Here is a 17,083-nt window from a genome sequence, read left to right as displayed (position 1 = left end):
GCTTGCCTGTGGCCCAAATGCCCCTAGACTCCTGCCATAGCTCTGAAGAGGAGGCTATGGCATGGGACTGACGAGGCCGATCAACGCTTTGATGATTTGTGCCGCATTCGCATTCATCGGTGCCCTGATCATAGGTGTTCTTCCCTGACCCGCCAAAGAGGGAAGACCAAGCACCGAGAATAGTCCAACAGTTCGAAAAGGCCGGGTTTCCACCCGGCCTTTTCCATTTCCGCCGACCTCAGGCCGCGGCCGACCCGGTCGCCTCCGCCTCATGCGAGCGGATGCCGATCATGTGGCAGACGGCAAAGACGAGGTCGGCACGGTTCATCGTGTAGAAATGGAAATCGCCGACGCCGCGCTCGACGAGGTCGAGCACCTGCTCGGCCGCCACGGCCGAGGCCACCAGCGCATGCGTCTGCGGGTCGTTCTCCAGCCCTTCGAAGCGCTCGGCGAGCCATGCCGGCACCAGCGCGCCGCAGCGCGAGGAGAAATTGGCGACCTGGGTGAAATTATGCACCGGCAGGATGCCCGGCACGATCGGGATATAGATGCCGGCGCGGCGCGCCCGCTCGACATAGCGCTCGTAAAGATCGTTGTCGAAGAAGAACTGGGTGATCGCCCGCGTCGCGCCATTGTCGACCTTGCGCTTCAGCATGTCGATGTCGGTGGCGAAATCCGGGCTCTCCGGATGCTTTTCCGGATAGGCCGAGACCGAGATGTCGAAATCGCCGACGCTCTTCAGCGCCCCTACCAGTTCGGCGCCATTGGCGTAGCCGTCCGGATGCGGGCGATAAGAGGTTCCGACGCCTGCGGCCGGATCGCCGCGCAGCGCAACGAAACGGGTGACGCCGAAGTCGACGAACTCGCGGATGACCGTGTCGACCTGATCGCGCGCGGCGTCGACGCAGGTCATATGCGCCGCCGGCGTCAGCGTCGTCTCGTTGAGGATGCGCTTGACCGTGCGCGCCGTGCGCTCGCGGGTCGAGCCGCCCGCGCCGTAGGTCACCGAGACGAATTCCGGCTTGAGCGGCTCCAGCCTTGTGACCGTATCCCACAACCTTGCTTCCATCTCGTCGGTCTTCGGTGGAAAGAACTCGAACGAGACGCTGACCTTCTCGCCTATGTCGGGGCGACGGGAAAAGCGGAACTGGTTCATCAGGCTGTTTCCCTCACTGGCAAGGAATCGTTGGACGGGTCTGCGATCTGCAGGCGGCGGTCGCGGCCGAGCCAGAGCTTGACGGTGAGCCTTGCCTCGTTGCCGCCGCGCGGCTCGAATTCCTGGCTGTCCTCGAGGTCGAGGCCGGCCTCCGCGAACCAATCGGACATCTGCCGGTCGGAGAAGCCCAGCCGCATATGCGCATGCTGGTCGCGCAGGAATTCGAGATTATGCGGCGCGAAGTCGACGACGATCAGCCGGCCCGATGGCCTGAGCAGCCGCGCCGCTTCGGCGATGGCGCGGGCGGGATCGTCGAGATAATGCAGCACCTGGTGGATGGTGACGAGATCGAAGGCGTTGCGCTCGACCGGCGGCGAGAAGATATCGCCCTGACGCACCTGCGCATTGGCAATGCCGGCCTTGTCGAGATTGGCGCGCGCGACCGTCAGCATCTCGCGCGACATGTCGATGCCGACACCGCGCCGATAGAGCGGCGCGAAGATTTCGAGCAGCCGGCCCGTGCCGGTGCCGAGGTCGAGCATCGACTGGAACGGCCGCTTGCCGACAAGCTTGATGAGCGCCGCTTCGACCGCGCGGTCCGGCACATGCAGCGAGCGGATATGATCCCAGCTCGCGGCGTTCTCGGAGAAATACTCGGCGGCCCGGTCCTGCCGCTTGCGCTTCACCGCCGCCAGCCGCTCCAGATCGCGCACCACCTGCGGATCGGCCTCGCTGATGCCGGAGACCAGACGCTGCACGAAATCGCGCGAATTATCCGTATCGGTCAGCCGGAAGAAGGCCCAGGACCCTTCCTGGTAGCGGCCGATCAGCCCGGCATCGAGCAGCAGCTTCAGATGGCGCGAGACGCGGGGCTGCGACTGTCCGAGTATCTCGGTGAGGTCGGAGACGGTGAGATCGCCGCGCGAAAGCAGCACCAGGATGCGCAGCCGGCTGGATTCGGCCGCCGCCTTCAATGTATCTACCATTGTGTCGAGCGAGACATGCATGAGCGGGCTCTCGTTGAAAGATATAAAGATATGTTTATGTCGATTTCGAAACCTTGGCAAGCGCTATGTCGCTTCCGGACAAGAAAATGGCGCAGCCGTGATCCGCGCCTGGCAGACGGTTCTTGCGCGGAGTGAAGAGCATGTTCGAGACGCGTGAAGGTGAAACGCTTCTTGCGGCCGATCCGGCGGAGTTGCGGCCGGACGGCCATGTCGTCTTTATCGGACGCATCGTCTCGCCCTGGACGAGGCGCGAGGATTGCCCCAAGAACATGCGCGCCGCCCGCGAATCCGGGCGGGCCGCGACAGTCCTGATCGACGAGCCCTATCGCCCGGGGCTGCGAAACCTGGAACGCGCCAGCCACATGGTCATCCTGTCCTGGCTCCATCACGCGCCGCGAAATCTGATCGTGCAGAAACCGCGCCATGCGGCTGAATCGAAAGGCGTTTTCTCGCTGCGCTCCCCTGCCCGGCCGAATCCTCTCGGCCTGCATGTGGCGAAGCTCGTCACGCTCGACATCGAGGGCGGACGGATCGGGATCGACGCCATCGACGTGCTCGACGGCACGCCGGTCATCGACATCAAGCCCTATTACGCTTCAACCGATGCCTTTCCCGAAGCGACCATCGCCGGACGCAACGACAAATGAGCGCCCCCACCGGCCGCCGCCGCGCCATCGCCAAGGCGCTGACAGCGCTTCTTCCGCTCGCGCCTTATGCCGACATGGAAAAGATCCGCGTCGATGCCGGTTCGGTGCACATGAAGACCTTGCCGCCAACGATCGCGGTGTGGCTGGCCACCATCGCCCATGTCCGCCATGCCCACACCGATTACGAGAAGCTGCTCGCCGAAGGCTATGACCGGGATTCGGCGCGTTTCTTCGTTATCGATGAGACCAATGCGGTGCTCACCCGCTGGCGCGCGACAAGGCTGCTCGAGGAAGACGACGAGGATGAGTGAGGCCAAGCGGCGCCTTCTGCCTGGCTCTACTTCATCCGCAACCGGACGCTAGTCTGCCTTGCCGACGATCGAGGGAGGAATGAAATGAGCCAGGCAGCCGCCACGCCAGCCAACCGGTTACCCTTTCTCTCCCCACGCCACATCGACCCGCATGCCTATCCCGACGGCGTCGCCTTCCTCGACGGGCAATATCTGCCGATGTCCCAGGCCAAAATCTCGGTGCTGGACTGGGGATTTCTGCATTCCGACGCCACCTACGACACGGTCCATGTCTGGGACGGCCGCTTCTTCCGCCTCGACCTGCATCTCGACCGATTCTTCGGCGGGCTGGAGAAGCTGCGCATGACGATCCCGTTCGATCGCGACGGCGTTGCGGAGATCCTGCACAATTGCGTCGCGCTGTCGGGCCATCGCGCGGCTTATGTCGAGATGCTGTGCACGCGCGGCGCCTCGCCGACCTTCAGCCGCGACCCGCGCCAGGCGATCAACCGGTTCATGGCCTTCGCCGTCCCCTTCGGCTCGGTCGCCAATGCCGAGCAGTTGCGGAGCGGCCTTCATGTCGCGATCAGCGACAAGGTGCGCATTCCGCCGGCCTCGATCGACCCCTCGATCAAGAACTACCATTGGCTCGATCTGGTTCGTGGCCTTTACGATGCCTATGACCGTGGCGCCGACACCGCGCTGATCCTCGACTTCAACGGCAATGTCGCCGAAGGCCCAGGCTTCAACGTCTTTTGCGTCACGGACGGCAGGCTCACGACGCCGGCCGTCGGCGTGTTGCCCGGCATCACGCGCCGCACCGTGTTTGACCTGTGCGCTGAAATCGGTCTCGCCGTCACAGCCGAAGCGGTCAGCGTCGCCGCTCTCAAAGGCGCCGACGAGGTCTTCATCACCTCGACCGCCGGCGGCATCATGCCGGTCACCACGATCGACGGCGCGCCGGTCGCCGGCGGCAAGGTCGGTCCGATCACCGAGCGGTTGATGGCGCTCTACTGGAAAAGGCATGAGGATCCCGCCTGGTCAAGTGCGGTGCGTTATCCCTGACCCACGGATTATTTCTCGGAACGCATCTGGAAAAACGCCGGCAGCGCCGTACATGCCGTAAGCGGAGATTCCTCCGCTTATCCTCCGAGAGAATTCACGGCCCTCCAAGGGCAAGGAATACACATCATGACAAGCAAGGTTTGGTTCATCACCGGATCGTCGAAGGGCTTTGGCCGCGTCTGGGCCGAGGCCGCGCTCGCCCGCGGCGATCGCGTCGCCGCCACAGCCCGCGATGCCGGCACGCTCGCCGATCTCGTCGAGAAATATGGCGACAACATCGCCGCCCTGAAGCTCGACGTCACCGACAAACGGGCGGTCGACGCCGCGATCGCCGAAGCGCACAAGCGCTTCGGCCGGCTCGACGTCGTCATCAACAATGCCGGCTACGGCCATTTCGGCGCCGTCGAGGAGGTCACCGAGCAGGAGGCGCGCGACCAGATCGAGACCAACGTCTTCGGCGCGCTCTGGGTCACCCAGGCGGCGCTGCCCATCATGCGCGCGCAGCGTTCCGGCCACATCATCCAGATTTCGTCGATCGGCGGCGTCAACGCCTTCGCCTCGATCGGCCTCTACCACGCCTCGAAATGGGCGCTGGAAGCCTTCAGCCAGTCGCTCAGCCAGGAGGTCGCCCAGTTCGGTATCCACGTGACCCTGGTCGAGCCGGGCGGCTTCTCCACGGACTGGGCCGGACCGTCGGCCAAGGTTTCCAAGCCGATGGACATCTATCAGCCGGTCCGCGCGGCGATGGCCGAGCGCCGCAGCCGTTCCGTCGCCGGCGATCCGCAAGCGACCGGCCCGGCAATGCTGGCGATCGTCGATGCCGCCGAGCCGCCGCTCAGGGTCTTCTTCGGCGATGGCGGCCTGCCGATGATCCGGCAGGAATACGCCAACCGCATCGCCATGTGGGAAAAATGGGACCATGTCTCGGTGATGGCGCAAGGCGCCAACAAGAACCGGAAAGGCTAAAACTCTTTCGGCCGGGCCTAAACCGGCCGAGGTATGCTGAGATTCAGGTCAGGGCGAGTTGAGAACGGTGGGTTCCGAGAACCGGAGCGGAGCGTACTTTTGGGTACGTGAGCACCGGAAGCACAGGAAACCGCCGTTCGCAGGCCGGCCTCACCTGAATATCAGCATGCCTCAGCGGTAGATCCACTGCTCGGGCACCCGCACCGAGATCTCCTCGCCGGCCCTGATGACGCCCGGCTTCTCGACCCAGGCGACGAGGCCGCGCAGCCGTTTCGCCTCCTTGGGAAAGAGCAGCGCGGTGGCATCGGTATCCGCGGCGCCGACATGCTCGGCGATCGACTGTCCGGCAAAGCGGCACGGCTTGTTCTGGCCATCGACCTTGAGCGTCACGCCACCCTTGAAGAACATCAGCGAACCGGCCGGCAGCATTGACAGATGCGGCACGCCTTCGACCACGAGATTGGCGCCGATCCACTCCGACTTGATCTCCGCGAGGCCCATGCGCCGCGCGACAATGGCAAGTTCATCGGCGGCGGCCAGCGACAATTGCCGCTCGTTGCGCATCTCGGTGCCGCGCGGATACCAGGGCTCGCGCCCGCCCGAACGCCGCGTTGCCCCGGCATGGAAGTCGCCTGCGATACCGTCGAAGCCAAGCCGCAGTTCCTCGACCGCCCTCGTCTCGAAATGATCGTGCGGAGCTGCATAGAGCGCCGCTGCTTTGGCAGCGAGCTTGCGGCCCGGCACGATGTCAACCATCGGTTCTGCCATGGGAAAAAGTTCCAGGTTCGTTTCCTGCATGCCGCTGGTCTAAAGGTGCCGAAGAATGCGGTCCAGTCGAAAGCGCTGATGATCCGATCACGCCGCTTGATGGCGATCACGACGTTATTACCAAAAAACGCTGCCACCGCCGCACCACACGTCGCATTGCCGCCGCGACGCCCCCATAAATGATGGCGCAATCGGGAGGAGGCTCGATCATGCAGGTTGGACACGCAATCGCGGCACTCTGGCTGTTCTGGGTGGTATCCTGGGTCCTTGCCGCTGCCTGGGCAGATCCCGCGCAAAAGCGCGCCGATCTCAAGTCGGAGGCGCGCTATCGTGTCCTTTGGCTGGCCGGCGCCGTGCTGATGTTCGTGCCGGCGCATGGCTATGTCGGCAGGCTGCGGCTCTGGACGCCGACGCTCACCGAGGCTTGGATCTGCGTTGCGCTGATCGCTATCGGCATCGCCTTCGCCTGGTGGGCGCGCCTTCATCTCGGCCGGCTGTGGTCGGCCAACGTCACCGCCAAGGCCGATCATCGCGTGGTCGATACCGGCCCCTATGGCCTCGTCCGCCACCCGATCTACACCGGCCTGCTGCTGTCGATCCTCGCCACGGCGGCCGTCAAAGGCACGATATGGGGTATCGCGGGCGCGGCGCTGTTGCTTGTCGGCGTCGTTGTCAAGGCGAGGCTGGAAGAAAGCTTCCTGCGCGGCGAACTCGGCCCGGCCTATGACGACTACGCCAGGCGCGTGCCGATGCTGGTGCCGTTCGCGCCGGCGTAACGCGGCGGGATGGCTTTACAGCATTCTGAGCAGCGCGCCCCCAATCGAATAGCCGGCGCCGAAGGCGCAGATCAGGCCGAAATCGCCAGCCTTCATGTCGGCATGGTTCTCGGACAGCGCCACGATTGCGCCGGCGCCGGCGGTGTTGCCGAGCCGCTCCAGCACCATGGGCGCGCGGTCATGGTCGACGTCATGGCCGAAGGACAATTTCAGGATCATCGCATTCATGCGCGCATTGGCCTGGTGCAGCCAGAAGCGGCGGATGCCCCCCGGTGTCAGCCCGTGCTCGGCCAGGAATTCGACGATGAACTTCTGCCCGGCAACCGTGACTTCCTTGAACACCTTGTTGCCGACTTGCTTGATGAGATTGCCTTCCAGGTTGATCATGTAGGGATCCTCCTGGGCAGTGCGCGTGTAATAGCCGAGATTGGTGCGGATGTTGTTCGACATCTGCGTCCAGGTGCGTGTGTCGAGCACCTCGAAACGCCCCGGCCGCTTCTCGCCTTGCGCCAGTCCCTCGACGACCATGGCGACCGAGGCGTCGCCGAAGATGAAATGCGTCTGCCGATCGCGGAAGTTGAGATGGCCGGTGATGATTTCCGGCGTCGACACCAGGACACGTTTGTGCGCCCCTGCCCTCACCAGGTTGACGGCGACATGCAGCGCGGCTGCCGCCGAAGAGCAGCCCAGCCCCATGTCGAAGCCGGCCCCCTTAGTGCCCAGCGCCTCCTGCATCTCGATGGCGATGGCCGGATAGGGCCGCTGATGGTGCGAGGCCGAGCAGATCACCAGGTCGATGTCTGACCCATCGACGCCTGCATGGGCAAGCGCCTTCCTGGCCGAGGCGATGCCGAACTCCGCCTCCAATGACAGCGCGTCGTCCGGCCGCGCCGGAATGCGCGGCGACATGCGAGTCGGATCGAGGATTCCCTCGCGCTCGATAACATGACGGCTCTTGACCCCCGAGGCATGCACGATGAAATCGCTGTCCGATTTCTGTAAAAGCGGCTCGCCGGTGTCGGCGCGCCGCGCATTCTCGGTGTCGACCCAACTGTTGAAGCTTGCGACCAGCTCCTCATTGGTTATGACGGGTTCAGGGATTTCGGCGCCGATGCCGCTGATGATGACGCGATGCATGTCCAATCCGTCCGAGGGGAGGCAAGTGGTGCCGAGGCGAGGCGCTACACTTGTCGCATTTGCCCGGTTTATTCCAGCTTAATTCGACAACCATCGCTGGCATTCAGGTGGTGGATGCTCAAGCGCGTTTGGCGACGATGAAGATACGCGGGAAGCGCAACAGCACCTTGCCGTTCGCGGTTTTCGGATAGGCCTTGGCGATCTTGGCGGTATAGCTGTCGAGGAACACTTTCTTCTGATCCGGATCGAGCGGATCGAGGAAGGGCTTCAGCCCCGTCGACTTGACCCATTCGACGATCGCTTCGGCGTCGGCCAGCGGATGGTTGTAGATCGTGTGCCAGATGTCGAGCCGGTCGGCGAGCGGCGACAACAGATCGTAGTAGAAGGACACCGGCGGCAGAGGTCCGCGCGCGGCGCCCTTGAGCCTGGCCGCAAACGGCACTTCCGCCGCGGTCTCGCGCATCAGCTGGTGCGAGGGCTCGCCGAGATTGTCCGGCATCTGCACGGCCAGGGCGCCGCCCGGCGCCAGAAGTCCAATCAGCCGCTGGAACACCGCCGGGTGCTCCGGCAGCCACTGGAAGACGGCATTGGCGAAGATCACGTCGACGGGATGCTCGGGCTGCCATTTGGCGGCGTCCGCCAGCTCGAAATTGACATTGGGCAGCCGCGCCCTCGCCTTTTCGAGCATATCGGGCGAGGTGTCAAAACCGCTGACCCGAGCGTCCGGCCAGCGCTCGACCAGAAGTTCGGTCGAGTTGCCCGGACCGCAGCCGATGTCGACGACGCGGCGCGGAAAATCGACCGGCACCTGCGCCACGAGATCGCGCGCGGGCCGCGTGCGCTCATCCTCGAACTTCAGATATTGGGCGGCGGACCAGTCAGCCATTTGAGACCCTCGCTCTGTTCGCCGCCCCTTCGGACCGATGCTACCTTGTCAGCCGCTTGTGCGTCATGCGGTGTGGCGCCGCCGCTTCCGCACCGAGGCGGCGCAGCTTGTCCTTCTCATACTCCTCGAAATTGCCTTCGAACCATTCGACGTGCGCGTCGCCCTCGAAGGCGAGCATGTGCGTGGCCATGCGGTCGAGGAACATGCGGTCGTGGCTGATGATGACCGCGCAGCCGGCATAGGCTTCGAGCGCATCTTCCAGCGCGGCCAGCGTTTCGGTGTCGAGGTCGTTGGTCGGTTCGTCGAGCAGCAGCACATTGCCGCCGCCCTTCAGCATCTTGGCCAGATGGACGCGGTTGCGCTGGCCGCCCGAAAGGTTGCCGACCTTCTGCTGCTGGTCGCCGCCGCGGAAGTTGAAGGACGAGCAATAGGCGCGGCTGTTGACCTCGTGCTTGCCGAGCTTGATGACCTCGGCGCCGCCGGAGATCTCTTCCCACACCGTCTTGTTCGGGTCGAGCGCGTCGCGGCTCTGGTCGACATAGCCGAGCTTGACGGTCTCGCCCTTGCGGATCGAGCCAGCATCCGGCGTCTCCTGACCGGTGATCATCTTGAACAGCGTCGTCTTGCCGGCGCCGTTCGGGCCGATCACGCCGACGATGCCGCCCGGCGGCAGCTTGAACGACAGGTTCTCGATCAGCAGCTCGTCGCCAAAGCCCTTGTTGAGGCCTTCGACCTCGATGACGACATTGCCGAGGCGCTCGCTCGTCGGGATGACGATCTGCGTGTCGGTCGGCTTGCGGTTCTGCGACTGCTCGACCAATTCCTCATAGGCCTTGATGCGCGCCTTCGACTTGGTCTGGCGCGCCTTGGGCGAGGACTGGATCCACTCGCGTTCGCGCCAGATCGACTTCTGACGGGCGTCGTCCTCGCGCCCTTCCTGGATCAGGCGCTTGGCCTTGGCGTCGAGATATTTGGTGTAGTTACCCTCGTAAGGAATGCCGCGGCCGCGATCGAGCTCGAGGATCCAGCCGGTGACGTTGTCGAGGAAGTAGCGGTCGTGGGTGATGATCAGCACCGAGCCCGGATAGTCGCGCAGATGCTTTTCCAGCCACTGCGTGGTCTCGGCGTCGAGATGGTTGGTCGGTTCGTCGAGCAGCAAGAGGTCGGGCTGTTCGAGCAGCAGGCGGCAAAGCGCCACGCGGCGACGCTCACCGCCCGACAGGTTGGTCACGTCGGCCTCCGGCGGCGGACACTGCAGCGCGTCCATCGCCATCTCGACCTGCTGTTCGAGATCCCACAGATTGAGGCGGTCCATCTCGTCCTGGAGCTTGGCCGACTCGTCGGCCGTCTCGTCGGAATAGTTCATCATCAGCTCGTTGTAGCGCTCGATGATGGCGGTCTTCCTGGCGACGCCGTCCATGACGTTTTCACGCACGGTCTTGGTGTTGTCGAGCTGCGGCTCCTGCGCCAGGTAACCGACGGTCGCGCCTTCTGCCAGCCACGCCTCGCCCTGGAATTCCTTGTCGAGCCCGGCCATGATGCGCAGAATCGTCGACTTGCCCGAACCGTTGGGGCCGAGGATGCCGATCTTGGCGTCCGGATAGAAGGACAGGTGAACATTATCGAGCACCTTCTTGGTGCCATAGGCCTTCGACAGGCCTGACATGTGATAGATGAACTGGCGAGCCACGCGCGCTTTCCCTGGAAACTGAAGTGTCAAAGTGAATGGGGGTTGCGCGCTATGTAGGCGATGAAGCGCTGCACGGCAATCGCTTTCGGCGCGCAGGCCGTCAAACGGCGCGCATTCGCCGGTTTTGCGGTCCCACTCCGTCCATAGCTTTTCACCGCCGCCGGCCATGGCCTGAAATCAGCGGTTAACCATTCGCCTTCAAAACGCTAATAGGTTGGCAAATTGGCGGCCATGCCGCGGTTTCGGGGAAAGATCGGATCGACGACGTGCTGAACGGTGCCCTGCTCCTTGCCGAAGCGGTTCTGTATTTCGGCGCCATGGTCACGCTTTTCCGCTTCCGGCGACGCATCGGGCTTGGCGTGTTCATCTGCGCGCTCGGCGTCATGCACTTCCTCGAAACCTACCTCGCCAGCGTCTTTTATGTCGCGCTGCCGTTCGGGCTGGTATCGCCGGGCTCCGCCGTGCTGTTCTCCGGCAAGCTGGTGATGATCCTTCTGCTCTACATGAAGGAGGATGCGGCGACCGTGCGCCAACCGATCTACGGTCTTTTGCTCGGCAACGCCCTGATGATCGGCCTGGTGCTGATCCTGCGGCTGCACGCCGTTTCGCCGCTTCCCGACGGCAGGATGCCCGACATCGCCTTCATCGACGAGATGGGCTGGCTGATGGTCTGGGGCACCTCGCTGCTCTTCATCGACGCCATCCTGATCATCCTGCTCTACGAGAAGCTCGGCGCCTATCTGCGCGCCAGGCCGTTCATGCGCATCCTAGCATCGGTCGCCTGCGTGCTCACCTTCGATCAGGCCGGCTTCTTCACCGCGCTGCATTTCGTCGCCGGCGCGCCGATCGAGGTCTTCTTGGGGGCTGGCTCGCCAAGATGGGCGCCGCGCTTGCCTATAGCGGCATGCTCATAGCCTATCTCAAATGGATCGAGGACAATGATGTCGCCGTACCGCGCGGCCTCTCCGACATCTTCGACACCCTCACCTAACGCGAACGCTATGAGGCCCTGGTCAAATATGTCGGCCGCGACGGTCTTACCGGCCTGCTGCATCGCGGCAGCTTCGATGCCGACGGCGAATCCGCGGTCACGGCCGCCATCAGGATGGGCAAGCCGCTTAGCCTTCTCATCGTCGACGTCGACCATTTCAAGTCGATCAATGACCGCTTCGGCCACGCCGAGGGCGACAAGGTGTTGAAATCGATGGCCGCGCTGCTGGCCGAGACGATCGGCGGCAACGATCAGGTGTTCCGGATCGGCGGCGAGGAATTCGCCATACTGACGCAACAGTCGCACGCGCCCGCCAGGCTGCTCGGGGAGACCATCAGGAACGCCACCAAGACCTCGGGGCATACTGCCCGCTTCAACATCACGGTGAGCGCCGGCGTCTCCACCGTCAGCGAGACGACGCGCTCCCTTGCCGACATTTTCGCGCTAGCCGATCAGCGTCTCTACAAGGCCAAATTCAGCGGCCGCGACCGCGTGGTCGGGGAGCCAGGCAGCGAGCCGATCATCATCCAGGCGACGCCCAGATCGGCCTGACCAAGAACGGCCTGCTCAATCAATCCCGCCTACTGGAAACCGATCGCGTCGACCGTCCCCTTCGGACAGCCGGCCTTGGCTGTCGGCGCGGACGCCATGAGGAGGTCGGCGAGCTTGCTGTCGGGCCCGATCGGGCCTGACAGGCCGAGCGTGATCTCGCCGATCAGACGCCGGCCGCTCGACGGGTCGACCAGACAGGAGACGCGCACGCGGTCCCCGGCGCCGGCGCCGAAGGCCGCGTTGAAGGCGCCGCGGATCTGGTCGGAGGTCAATTGCTTGCCGATGTTCTTGGTGAAGAAATCGCGCACCTGGGAAGCGTTCACCGCCCGCATCAGATTGAGCGCATCGGAGAAATACTCCTGCTGGCTCTTGCCGTAGCAAGTGCCGTGCTTGATCCATTCATGCCGCTCCAGCTTGGAGGCGGTGCCTGGCATCACTTGGTCGAGCTCGGCGCGCGTGTTCGCGTCGAGCTTTACCGGCGGCAAATCTCCCCAATGCGCCGGATTGTCATTGGCTTTGTCGGCCGCCGGCACCTGGCAATAGAAATTGCCGTTCGGCTGCGGCCACAATCCATGCAGCGTGAAATGCGAGGCATCGAACTCGGTGGGATTCTGCGCCTTGCATTCGGGCTTGCTTGCCTTGGTCTCGCAGAAGGCCGGCTCCCAGCTCAGCGCAAAGACATATTCGGGTTTTCCGGAGGCCGACGGCTTGGTCTGGCCGGACGGCGCCGAGGTGGTCGCCGCGCTGCCGCCGCTGACATGGCCGCAGCTGATCTTCACCCAGCGCCGCTCGGGGTCGGCGCCCGGCACCTGGATGAGATAATGGGTCGGCTCGTCCTTGTTGCCGGCAAGAAGATCGTAGGACTTGCCTGCTTCGGTCGAGATGTTGCCGGGGTTCTTACCGTTCTTGATCGCCTGCGTCGCCGGACAGGCGCTGTCGGCCACGAAAGTTCCGCTCATCTTCACGTCGGCATGCGCCGCGCCGGCGCCGACCAGAGCCAGCACCATTGAACCCCACAATGCCCAAACCCGCATTCCCGCTCTCCGGCGATCATTGATCCGTATTGGATTCGTCACACTAGAACAGCCGACGTGTCAGAATTGCGATCTTTTTTCACCGTGCGAAAAAACAATCCCCAGCTGAGCGCTCCATCGGCGTGTTCGCAAGCGCGCCCGTCCACTTGACGTACGTGGCGCCCTTGCCCAACAGTCACCAAGGGAGCGAGACATGCCATTCGACAAGCAAACCAGGCTGGCCTCACCGACCGGGGCCGAGCTCAACCTCTATGTGAAACACGCTGAGGCGAAGCCACGCGCCGTGGTGCAGATCAACCATGGTCTGGCCGAGCATGCTGCGCGCTACGCCCGCTTTGCCGATTACCTCGCGCCGCACGGATTCCACGTCTACGCCCATGACCATCGCGGCCATGGCGCGACGAAGGCGCCCGACGCGCAGCTCGGCAAGTTCGCGGACAGCAACGGCATCGCCAAGGTGATCACCGATGTTGACGCCGTTCACGACCTGATCGCGAAAGAGCATCCGGGACTGCCGGTGATCGTTTTCGGGCATTCGTTGGGCGCCTCGATAGCCCTCAACTTCGTGCTGCGTCATTCCGAACGCGTGCATGCTGCCGCGATCTGGAACGGCAATTTCTCGCAAGGGCTTCTTGGCCAATTGGCACTGCTCATCCTCGGCTGGGAACGCATGCGGCTGGGCTCCGACGTGCCATCGCGCCTCCTGCCCAAGCTCACCTTCCAGGCCTGGGGCAAGGCGGTGCCCAACCACCGCACCCTATTCGACTGGCTCTCGCGCGACGCGATCGAGGTCGACAAATATGTCGCCGACCCGCTCTGCGGCTGGGACGCCTCGATCTCGATGTGGCGCGATGTCGTCAACATGGCGCAGCACGCCGGCAAGGATTCCAGCTTTGCCGGCGTTCGGCGCGACCTCTTCGTCAACCTTCTCGGCGGCGAGAAGGATCCTGCGTCAGACTACGGCAAGGCCGTGCATCATTTGGCAAAGCGCATGCAGGCGATGGGCTTTTCGAATCTGGTTTCAAAGGTTTACGCCGACACCCGCCACGAAAGCTTGAACGAGATCAACCGCGACACCGTCATGAACGATTTCGCCGCCTGGGCCGACAGCGTGCTGAAACCCTGATCCGGCTTGGCCTACTGCATGGGGTCGTGACACGACCGGTGCGGGTTGCTAGAGGCTGCCTTTCGTTAGAACACGGTGATCCATGGCCGAACCCCCGCTGAAAGGCATCCGCGTTATCGAACTTGCCCGCATCCTGGCCGGCCCCTGGGCCGGCCAATTGCTGGCCGACCTCGGCGCCGACGTCATCAAGGTCGAGAGCCCGGACGGCGGCGACGATACCCGCAAATGGGGCCCGCCCTTCGTCATGAGCCATGACGGCGAGAACCTCTCGGCCGCTTATTACCACTCCTGCAATCGCGGCAAGCGTTCAATCGCCATCGATTTCTCCCAGCCCGAAGGCGCCGAGACGCTGCGCAAGCTGGTCGCCACCGTCGATGTGCTGATCGAGAACTTCAAGCTCGGCGGCCTCAAGAAATACGGCCTCGATTATGAAAGCCTGAAGGCGATCAATCCGCGCCTCGTCTATTGCTCGATCACCGGCTTCGGCCAGGACGGTCCCTATGCGCCCCGCGCCGGCTACGATTTCATCATCCAGGCCATGGCCGGCATGATGTCGATTACCGGCGAGCCGGGCCGCGAGCCGCAGAAGGCCGGCGTCGCCATCTCCGACCTCTTTACCGGCCTCTATTCGGTGATCGCCATCCAGGCCGCACTTCGCCATGCCGAAAGGACCGGCGAGGGCCAGCACATCGACATGGCTCTTTATGACAGCCAGATCTCGGCGCTCGGCAACCAGAACCTCAACTATCTGGTCTCCGGCAAGTCGCCGGTGCAGATGGGCAATGCGCATATGAACATCGCGCCCTATGAAGTGCTGCCGGTGAAGGATGGCCACATTATCCTGGCTGTCGGCAATGACGGCCAGTTCGGCAAGTTCTGCGCCGTGGTCGGTCTCGCCGATCTGCCCGCTAATCCGGATTTCGCCACCAACCCCGCGCGGGTCGCCAACCGCGCAAGGTTGCGTGAGACGATTATCGAGAGGCTGGCTACATTCGACCGCGATTCGCTGCTGGCGAAGCTGGAGGCCGCCGGAGTGCCGGCGAGCCCGATCAACACGATCGGCCAGATGTTCGCCGACCCGCAGACCATCGCGCGCGGGATGCGGCTCGACCTTGACGACGGCCATGGCAACCGCCTGCCCTCGGTGCGCGCGCCGATGGTGATGTCGGGCACACCGCTCGTCTATGAGCGCTCCTCGCCGCGCCTTGGCGAGCACACCGCGGAAATCCTTGCCGAATTGGAGAAAGCAAAATGAAGACCGGCGGACAACTGATCGTCGAGGCGCTCGAGGCGAACGGCACCGACCGCATCTTCTGCGTTCCGGGCGAATCCTATCTCGCAGTGCTCGACGCCCTGCATGACTCCTCGATCCGCACCATCGTCTGCCGCCAGGAGGGCGGTGCCGCGATGATGGCCGACTGCCAGGGACGGTTGACCGGCAAGCCCGGCATCTGCTTCGTCACCCGCGGCCCAGGCGCCACCAACGCCTCGGCCGGCGTCCATATCGCCATGCAGGATTCGGTGCCCATGATCCTGTTTATCGGCCAGGTCGCCAGCCACGCCAAGGAACGCGAGGCCTTCCAGGAGGTCGACTACAAGCGTTTCTTCGGCGACATCGCCAAATGGGTGGTCGAGATCGACGATGCCGCGCGCATTCCCGAATTCGTCACCCGCGCTTTCTCGGTCGCGACGTCAGGACGCCCCGGCCCTGTGGTCATCTCGCTGCCCGAGGACATGCTGACCAGCGAGGTCGAGGCTCCGGCAGCCCTTCCGCACACGCCGGTCGAGACGCGTCCCGGCGAAGCCGAGCTCGATGCGGCGCAAATGCTGCTCGCCAACGCCAAGCGTCCCTTCGTCATCCTCGGCGGCACGCGCTGGAACGAGGAAGCCGTGGCGCAGATGCGCGTGATCGCCGAGACGTGGTCGCTGCCGGTCGGCTGCTCATTCCGCCGTCAGATGCTGTTCGACCATCTCCATCCGAATTACGCCGGCGATGTCGGCATCGGCATAAATCCCAAGCTCGCGGAGCGGATCAAGCAGGCCGACGTCGTGCTTTTGATCGGCGGCCGCCTGGGCGAGATGCCGTCTTCCGACTACACGCTGTTGAAAAGCCCCTACCCCGACCAGGCGCTGGTGCATGTCCATGCCGACGCCGGCGAGCTCGGCCGCGTCTACCGGCCGACGATTGCGATCAATGCCTCGCCCGCCGCTTTCGTCGAGGCCTTCGCCAAATGCAAGCCCGCCGCTAGTCCTTCCTGGGCGGCCGAGGTGGAAAAGGCGCATGCCGCGTATCTCGAATGGTCGACGCCCCCTCAGACCGGCCCAGGCGCCGTGCAGATGGGCCCGATTATTGAGCATCTTGGAAAGGTCCTGCCGGAAGACGCCATCCTCACCAACGGCGCCGGCAACTACGCCACCTGGGTGCATCGCTTCTACCGCACCCGCCGCTTCGGCACGCAGGCGGCGCCTACTTCCGGCTCGATGGGCTACGGCACGCCCGCGGCCGTCGCCGCCAAGTCACTGTTCCCGGATCGCACCGTGATAGCCTTCGCCGGCGACGGCTGCTTCCTGATGAACGGCCAGGAGTTCGCGACCGCTGTTCAGTACGACCTTCCGATCATCGTCATCGTCGTCAACAACGGCATTTACGGCACGATCCGCATGCATCAGGAGCGGGAATATCCGAGCCGCGTCGTCGCCACCGAACTCAAGAACCCGAATTTCGCGGCGCTCGCCCGCGCCTATGGCGGCCATGGCGAGACGGTGGAAAAGACCGCCGACTTCGCGCCGGCCTTCGAACGCGCGCTGGCCAGCGGCAAGCCGGCGATCGTCGAGATCAAGCTCGATCCCGAAGCGATCACTCCGACCCGCACGCTGACGCAGATCCGCAACAAGAGCTGAGTGCCTGCAAGGTATAGGCAGCGATCCTTCGCGCCCCCCTCTGGCCTGCCGGCCATCTCCCCCACAAGGGGGGAGATTAGCAGTTCCATCG

15 protein-coding genes and 1 pseudogene are annotated in these 17,083 nt (G+C 63.9%); 9 read left to right on the top strand and 7 right to left on the bottom strand.

What is annotated here, in order from left to right; translation table 11 throughout:
- Positions 1 to 238: 238 nt before the first annotated feature.
- A complete protein-coding gene (gene metF, locus EJ072_RS26300; RefSeq protein WP_126060063.1) occupies positions 239 to 1,156 on the bottom strand; it encodes a methylenetetrahydrofolate reductase [NAD(P)H] in 918 nt (305 codons plus the stop codon).
- Positions 1,156 to 2,163, bottom strand: a complete 1,008-nt coding sequence (locus EJ072_RS26295; RefSeq protein WP_126060062.1) for a metalloregulator ArsR/SmtB family transcription factor — start codon at positions 2,161 to 2,163, stop codon at positions 1,156 to 1,158. The genes metF and EJ072_RS26295 overlap by 1 nt, the downstream gene beginning before the upstream one ends.
- A 140-nt stretch (positions 2,164 to 2,303) precedes the next feature.
- Here EJ072_RS26295 and tsaA point away from each other — a divergent pair, with 140 nt between their 5' ends.
- From tsaA to EJ072_RS26275, 4 genes are all read left to right on the top strand, one after another.
- On the top strand, positions 2,304 to 2,810 hold the full coding sequence (gene tsaA / locus EJ072_RS26290) for a tRNA (N6-threonylcarbamoyladenosine(37)-N6)-methyltransferase TrmO (RefSeq protein WP_126081974.1): 507 nt from the start codon (positions 2,304 to 2,306) through the stop codon (positions 2,808 to 2,810).
- Positions 2,807 to 3,121 (top strand): DUF2293 domain-containing protein, encoded by a 315-nt coding sequence (locus tag EJ072_RS26285; protein WP_126081973.1) that lies wholly within the window; start codon positions 2,807 to 2,809, stop codon positions 3,119 to 3,121. The genes tsaA and EJ072_RS26285 overlap by 4 nt, the downstream gene beginning before the upstream one ends.
- Before the next feature lie 84 nt (positions 3,122 to 3,205).
- Entirely contained in the window at positions 3,206 to 4,165 is a 960-nt protein-coding gene (locus EJ072_RS26280) for a D-amino acid aminotransferase (RefSeq protein ID WP_126081972.1), read from the top strand.
- Positions 4,166 to 4,291: 126 nt separating this feature from the next.
- On the top strand, positions 4,292 to 5,131 hold the full coding sequence (locus EJ072_RS26275; protein ID WP_126081971.1) for an SDR family oxidoreductase: 840 nt from the start codon (positions 4,292 to 4,294) through the stop codon (positions 5,129 to 5,131).
- A gap of 171 nt (positions 5,132 to 5,302) precedes the next feature.
- On the opposite strand, the gene EJ072_RS26270 is transcribed toward EJ072_RS26275, so the two are convergent.
- Positions 5,303 to 5,929, bottom strand: a complete 627-nt coding sequence (locus EJ072_RS26270) for an MOSC domain-containing protein (protein WP_126081970.1) — start codon at positions 5,927 to 5,929, stop codon at positions 5,303 to 5,305.
- A gap of 179 nt (positions 5,930 to 6,108) precedes the next feature.
- Between EJ072_RS26270 and EJ072_RS26265 the strand changes: the two genes are divergently transcribed.
- A complete protein-coding gene (locus EJ072_RS26265) occupies positions 6,109 to 6,675 on the top strand; it encodes an isoprenylcysteine carboxylmethyltransferase family protein (protein ID WP_126081969.1) in 567 nt (188 codons plus the stop codon).
- A gap of 15 nt (positions 6,676 to 6,690) precedes the next feature.
- On the opposite strand, the gene EJ072_RS26260 is transcribed toward EJ072_RS26265, so the two are convergent.
- From EJ072_RS26260 to ettA, 3 genes are all read right to left on the bottom strand, one after another.
- Positions 6,691 to 7,812, bottom strand: a complete 1,122-nt coding sequence (locus EJ072_RS26260; RefSeq protein WP_126081968.1) for a beta-ketoacyl-ACP synthase III — start codon at positions 7,810 to 7,812, stop codon at positions 6,691 to 6,693.
- 118 nt (positions 7,813 to 7,930) lie between these two features.
- Positions 7,931 to 8,698, bottom strand: a complete 768-nt coding sequence (tam, locus tag EJ072_RS26255; protein WP_126081967.1) for a trans-aconitate 2-methyltransferase — start codon at positions 8,696 to 8,698, stop codon at positions 7,931 to 7,933.
- A 40-nt stretch (positions 8,699 to 8,738) separates the two neighbouring features.
- On the bottom strand, positions 8,739 to 10,388 hold the full coding sequence (gene ettA, locus EJ072_RS26250; protein ID WP_126081966.1) for an energy-dependent translational throttle protein EttA: 1,650 nt from the start codon (positions 10,386 to 10,388) through the stop codon (positions 8,739 to 8,741).
- Between the two features lie 266 nt (positions 10,389 to 10,654).
- On the opposite strand from ettA, the pseudogene EJ072_RS26245 reads away from it, so the two are divergent.
- A pseudogene (locus tag EJ072_RS26245) lies at positions 10,655 to 11,931 on the top strand (GGDEF domain-containing protein).
- 29 nt (positions 11,932 to 11,960) lie between these two features.
- Here the strand turns inward: EJ072_RS26245 and EJ072_RS26240 are convergent.
- A complete protein-coding gene (locus EJ072_RS26240; protein ID WP_126081965.1) occupies positions 11,961 to 12,965 on the bottom strand; it encodes a ribonuclease in 1,005 nt (334 codons plus the stop codon).
- A 193-nt stretch (positions 12,966 to 13,158) separates the two neighbouring features.
- Between EJ072_RS26240 and EJ072_RS26235 the strand changes: the two genes are divergently transcribed.
- From EJ072_RS26235 to EJ072_RS26225, 3 genes are all read left to right on the top strand, one after another.
- Positions 13,159 to 14,091 (top strand): alpha/beta hydrolase, encoded by a 933-nt coding sequence (locus EJ072_RS26235; RefSeq protein WP_126081964.1) that lies wholly within the window; start codon positions 13,159 to 13,161, stop codon positions 14,089 to 14,091.
- A gap of 82 nt (positions 14,092 to 14,173) precedes the next feature.
- Complete coding sequence (locus EJ072_RS26230) at positions 14,174 to 15,346, top strand: CaiB/BaiF CoA-transferase family protein (RefSeq protein WP_126081963.1); 1,173 nt, start codon at positions 14,174 to 14,176, stop codon at positions 15,344 to 15,346.
- Positions 15,343 to 16,992 (top strand): thiamine pyrophosphate-binding protein, encoded by a 1,650-nt coding sequence (locus EJ072_RS26225; protein ID WP_126081962.1) that lies wholly within the window; start codon positions 15,343 to 15,345, stop codon positions 16,990 to 16,992. The genes EJ072_RS26230 and EJ072_RS26225 overlap by 4 nt, the downstream gene beginning before the upstream one ends.
- Positions 16,993 to 17,083 lie beyond the last annotated feature (91 nt).

This window comes from Mesorhizobium sp. M2A.F.Ca.ET.046.03.2.1, from assembly GCF_003952425.1.
GTDB lineage: Bacteria > Pseudomonadota > Alphaproteobacteria > Rhizobiales > Rhizobiaceae > Mesorhizobium.
This window is presented reverse-complemented; position numbering and strand designations above follow the sequence as displayed.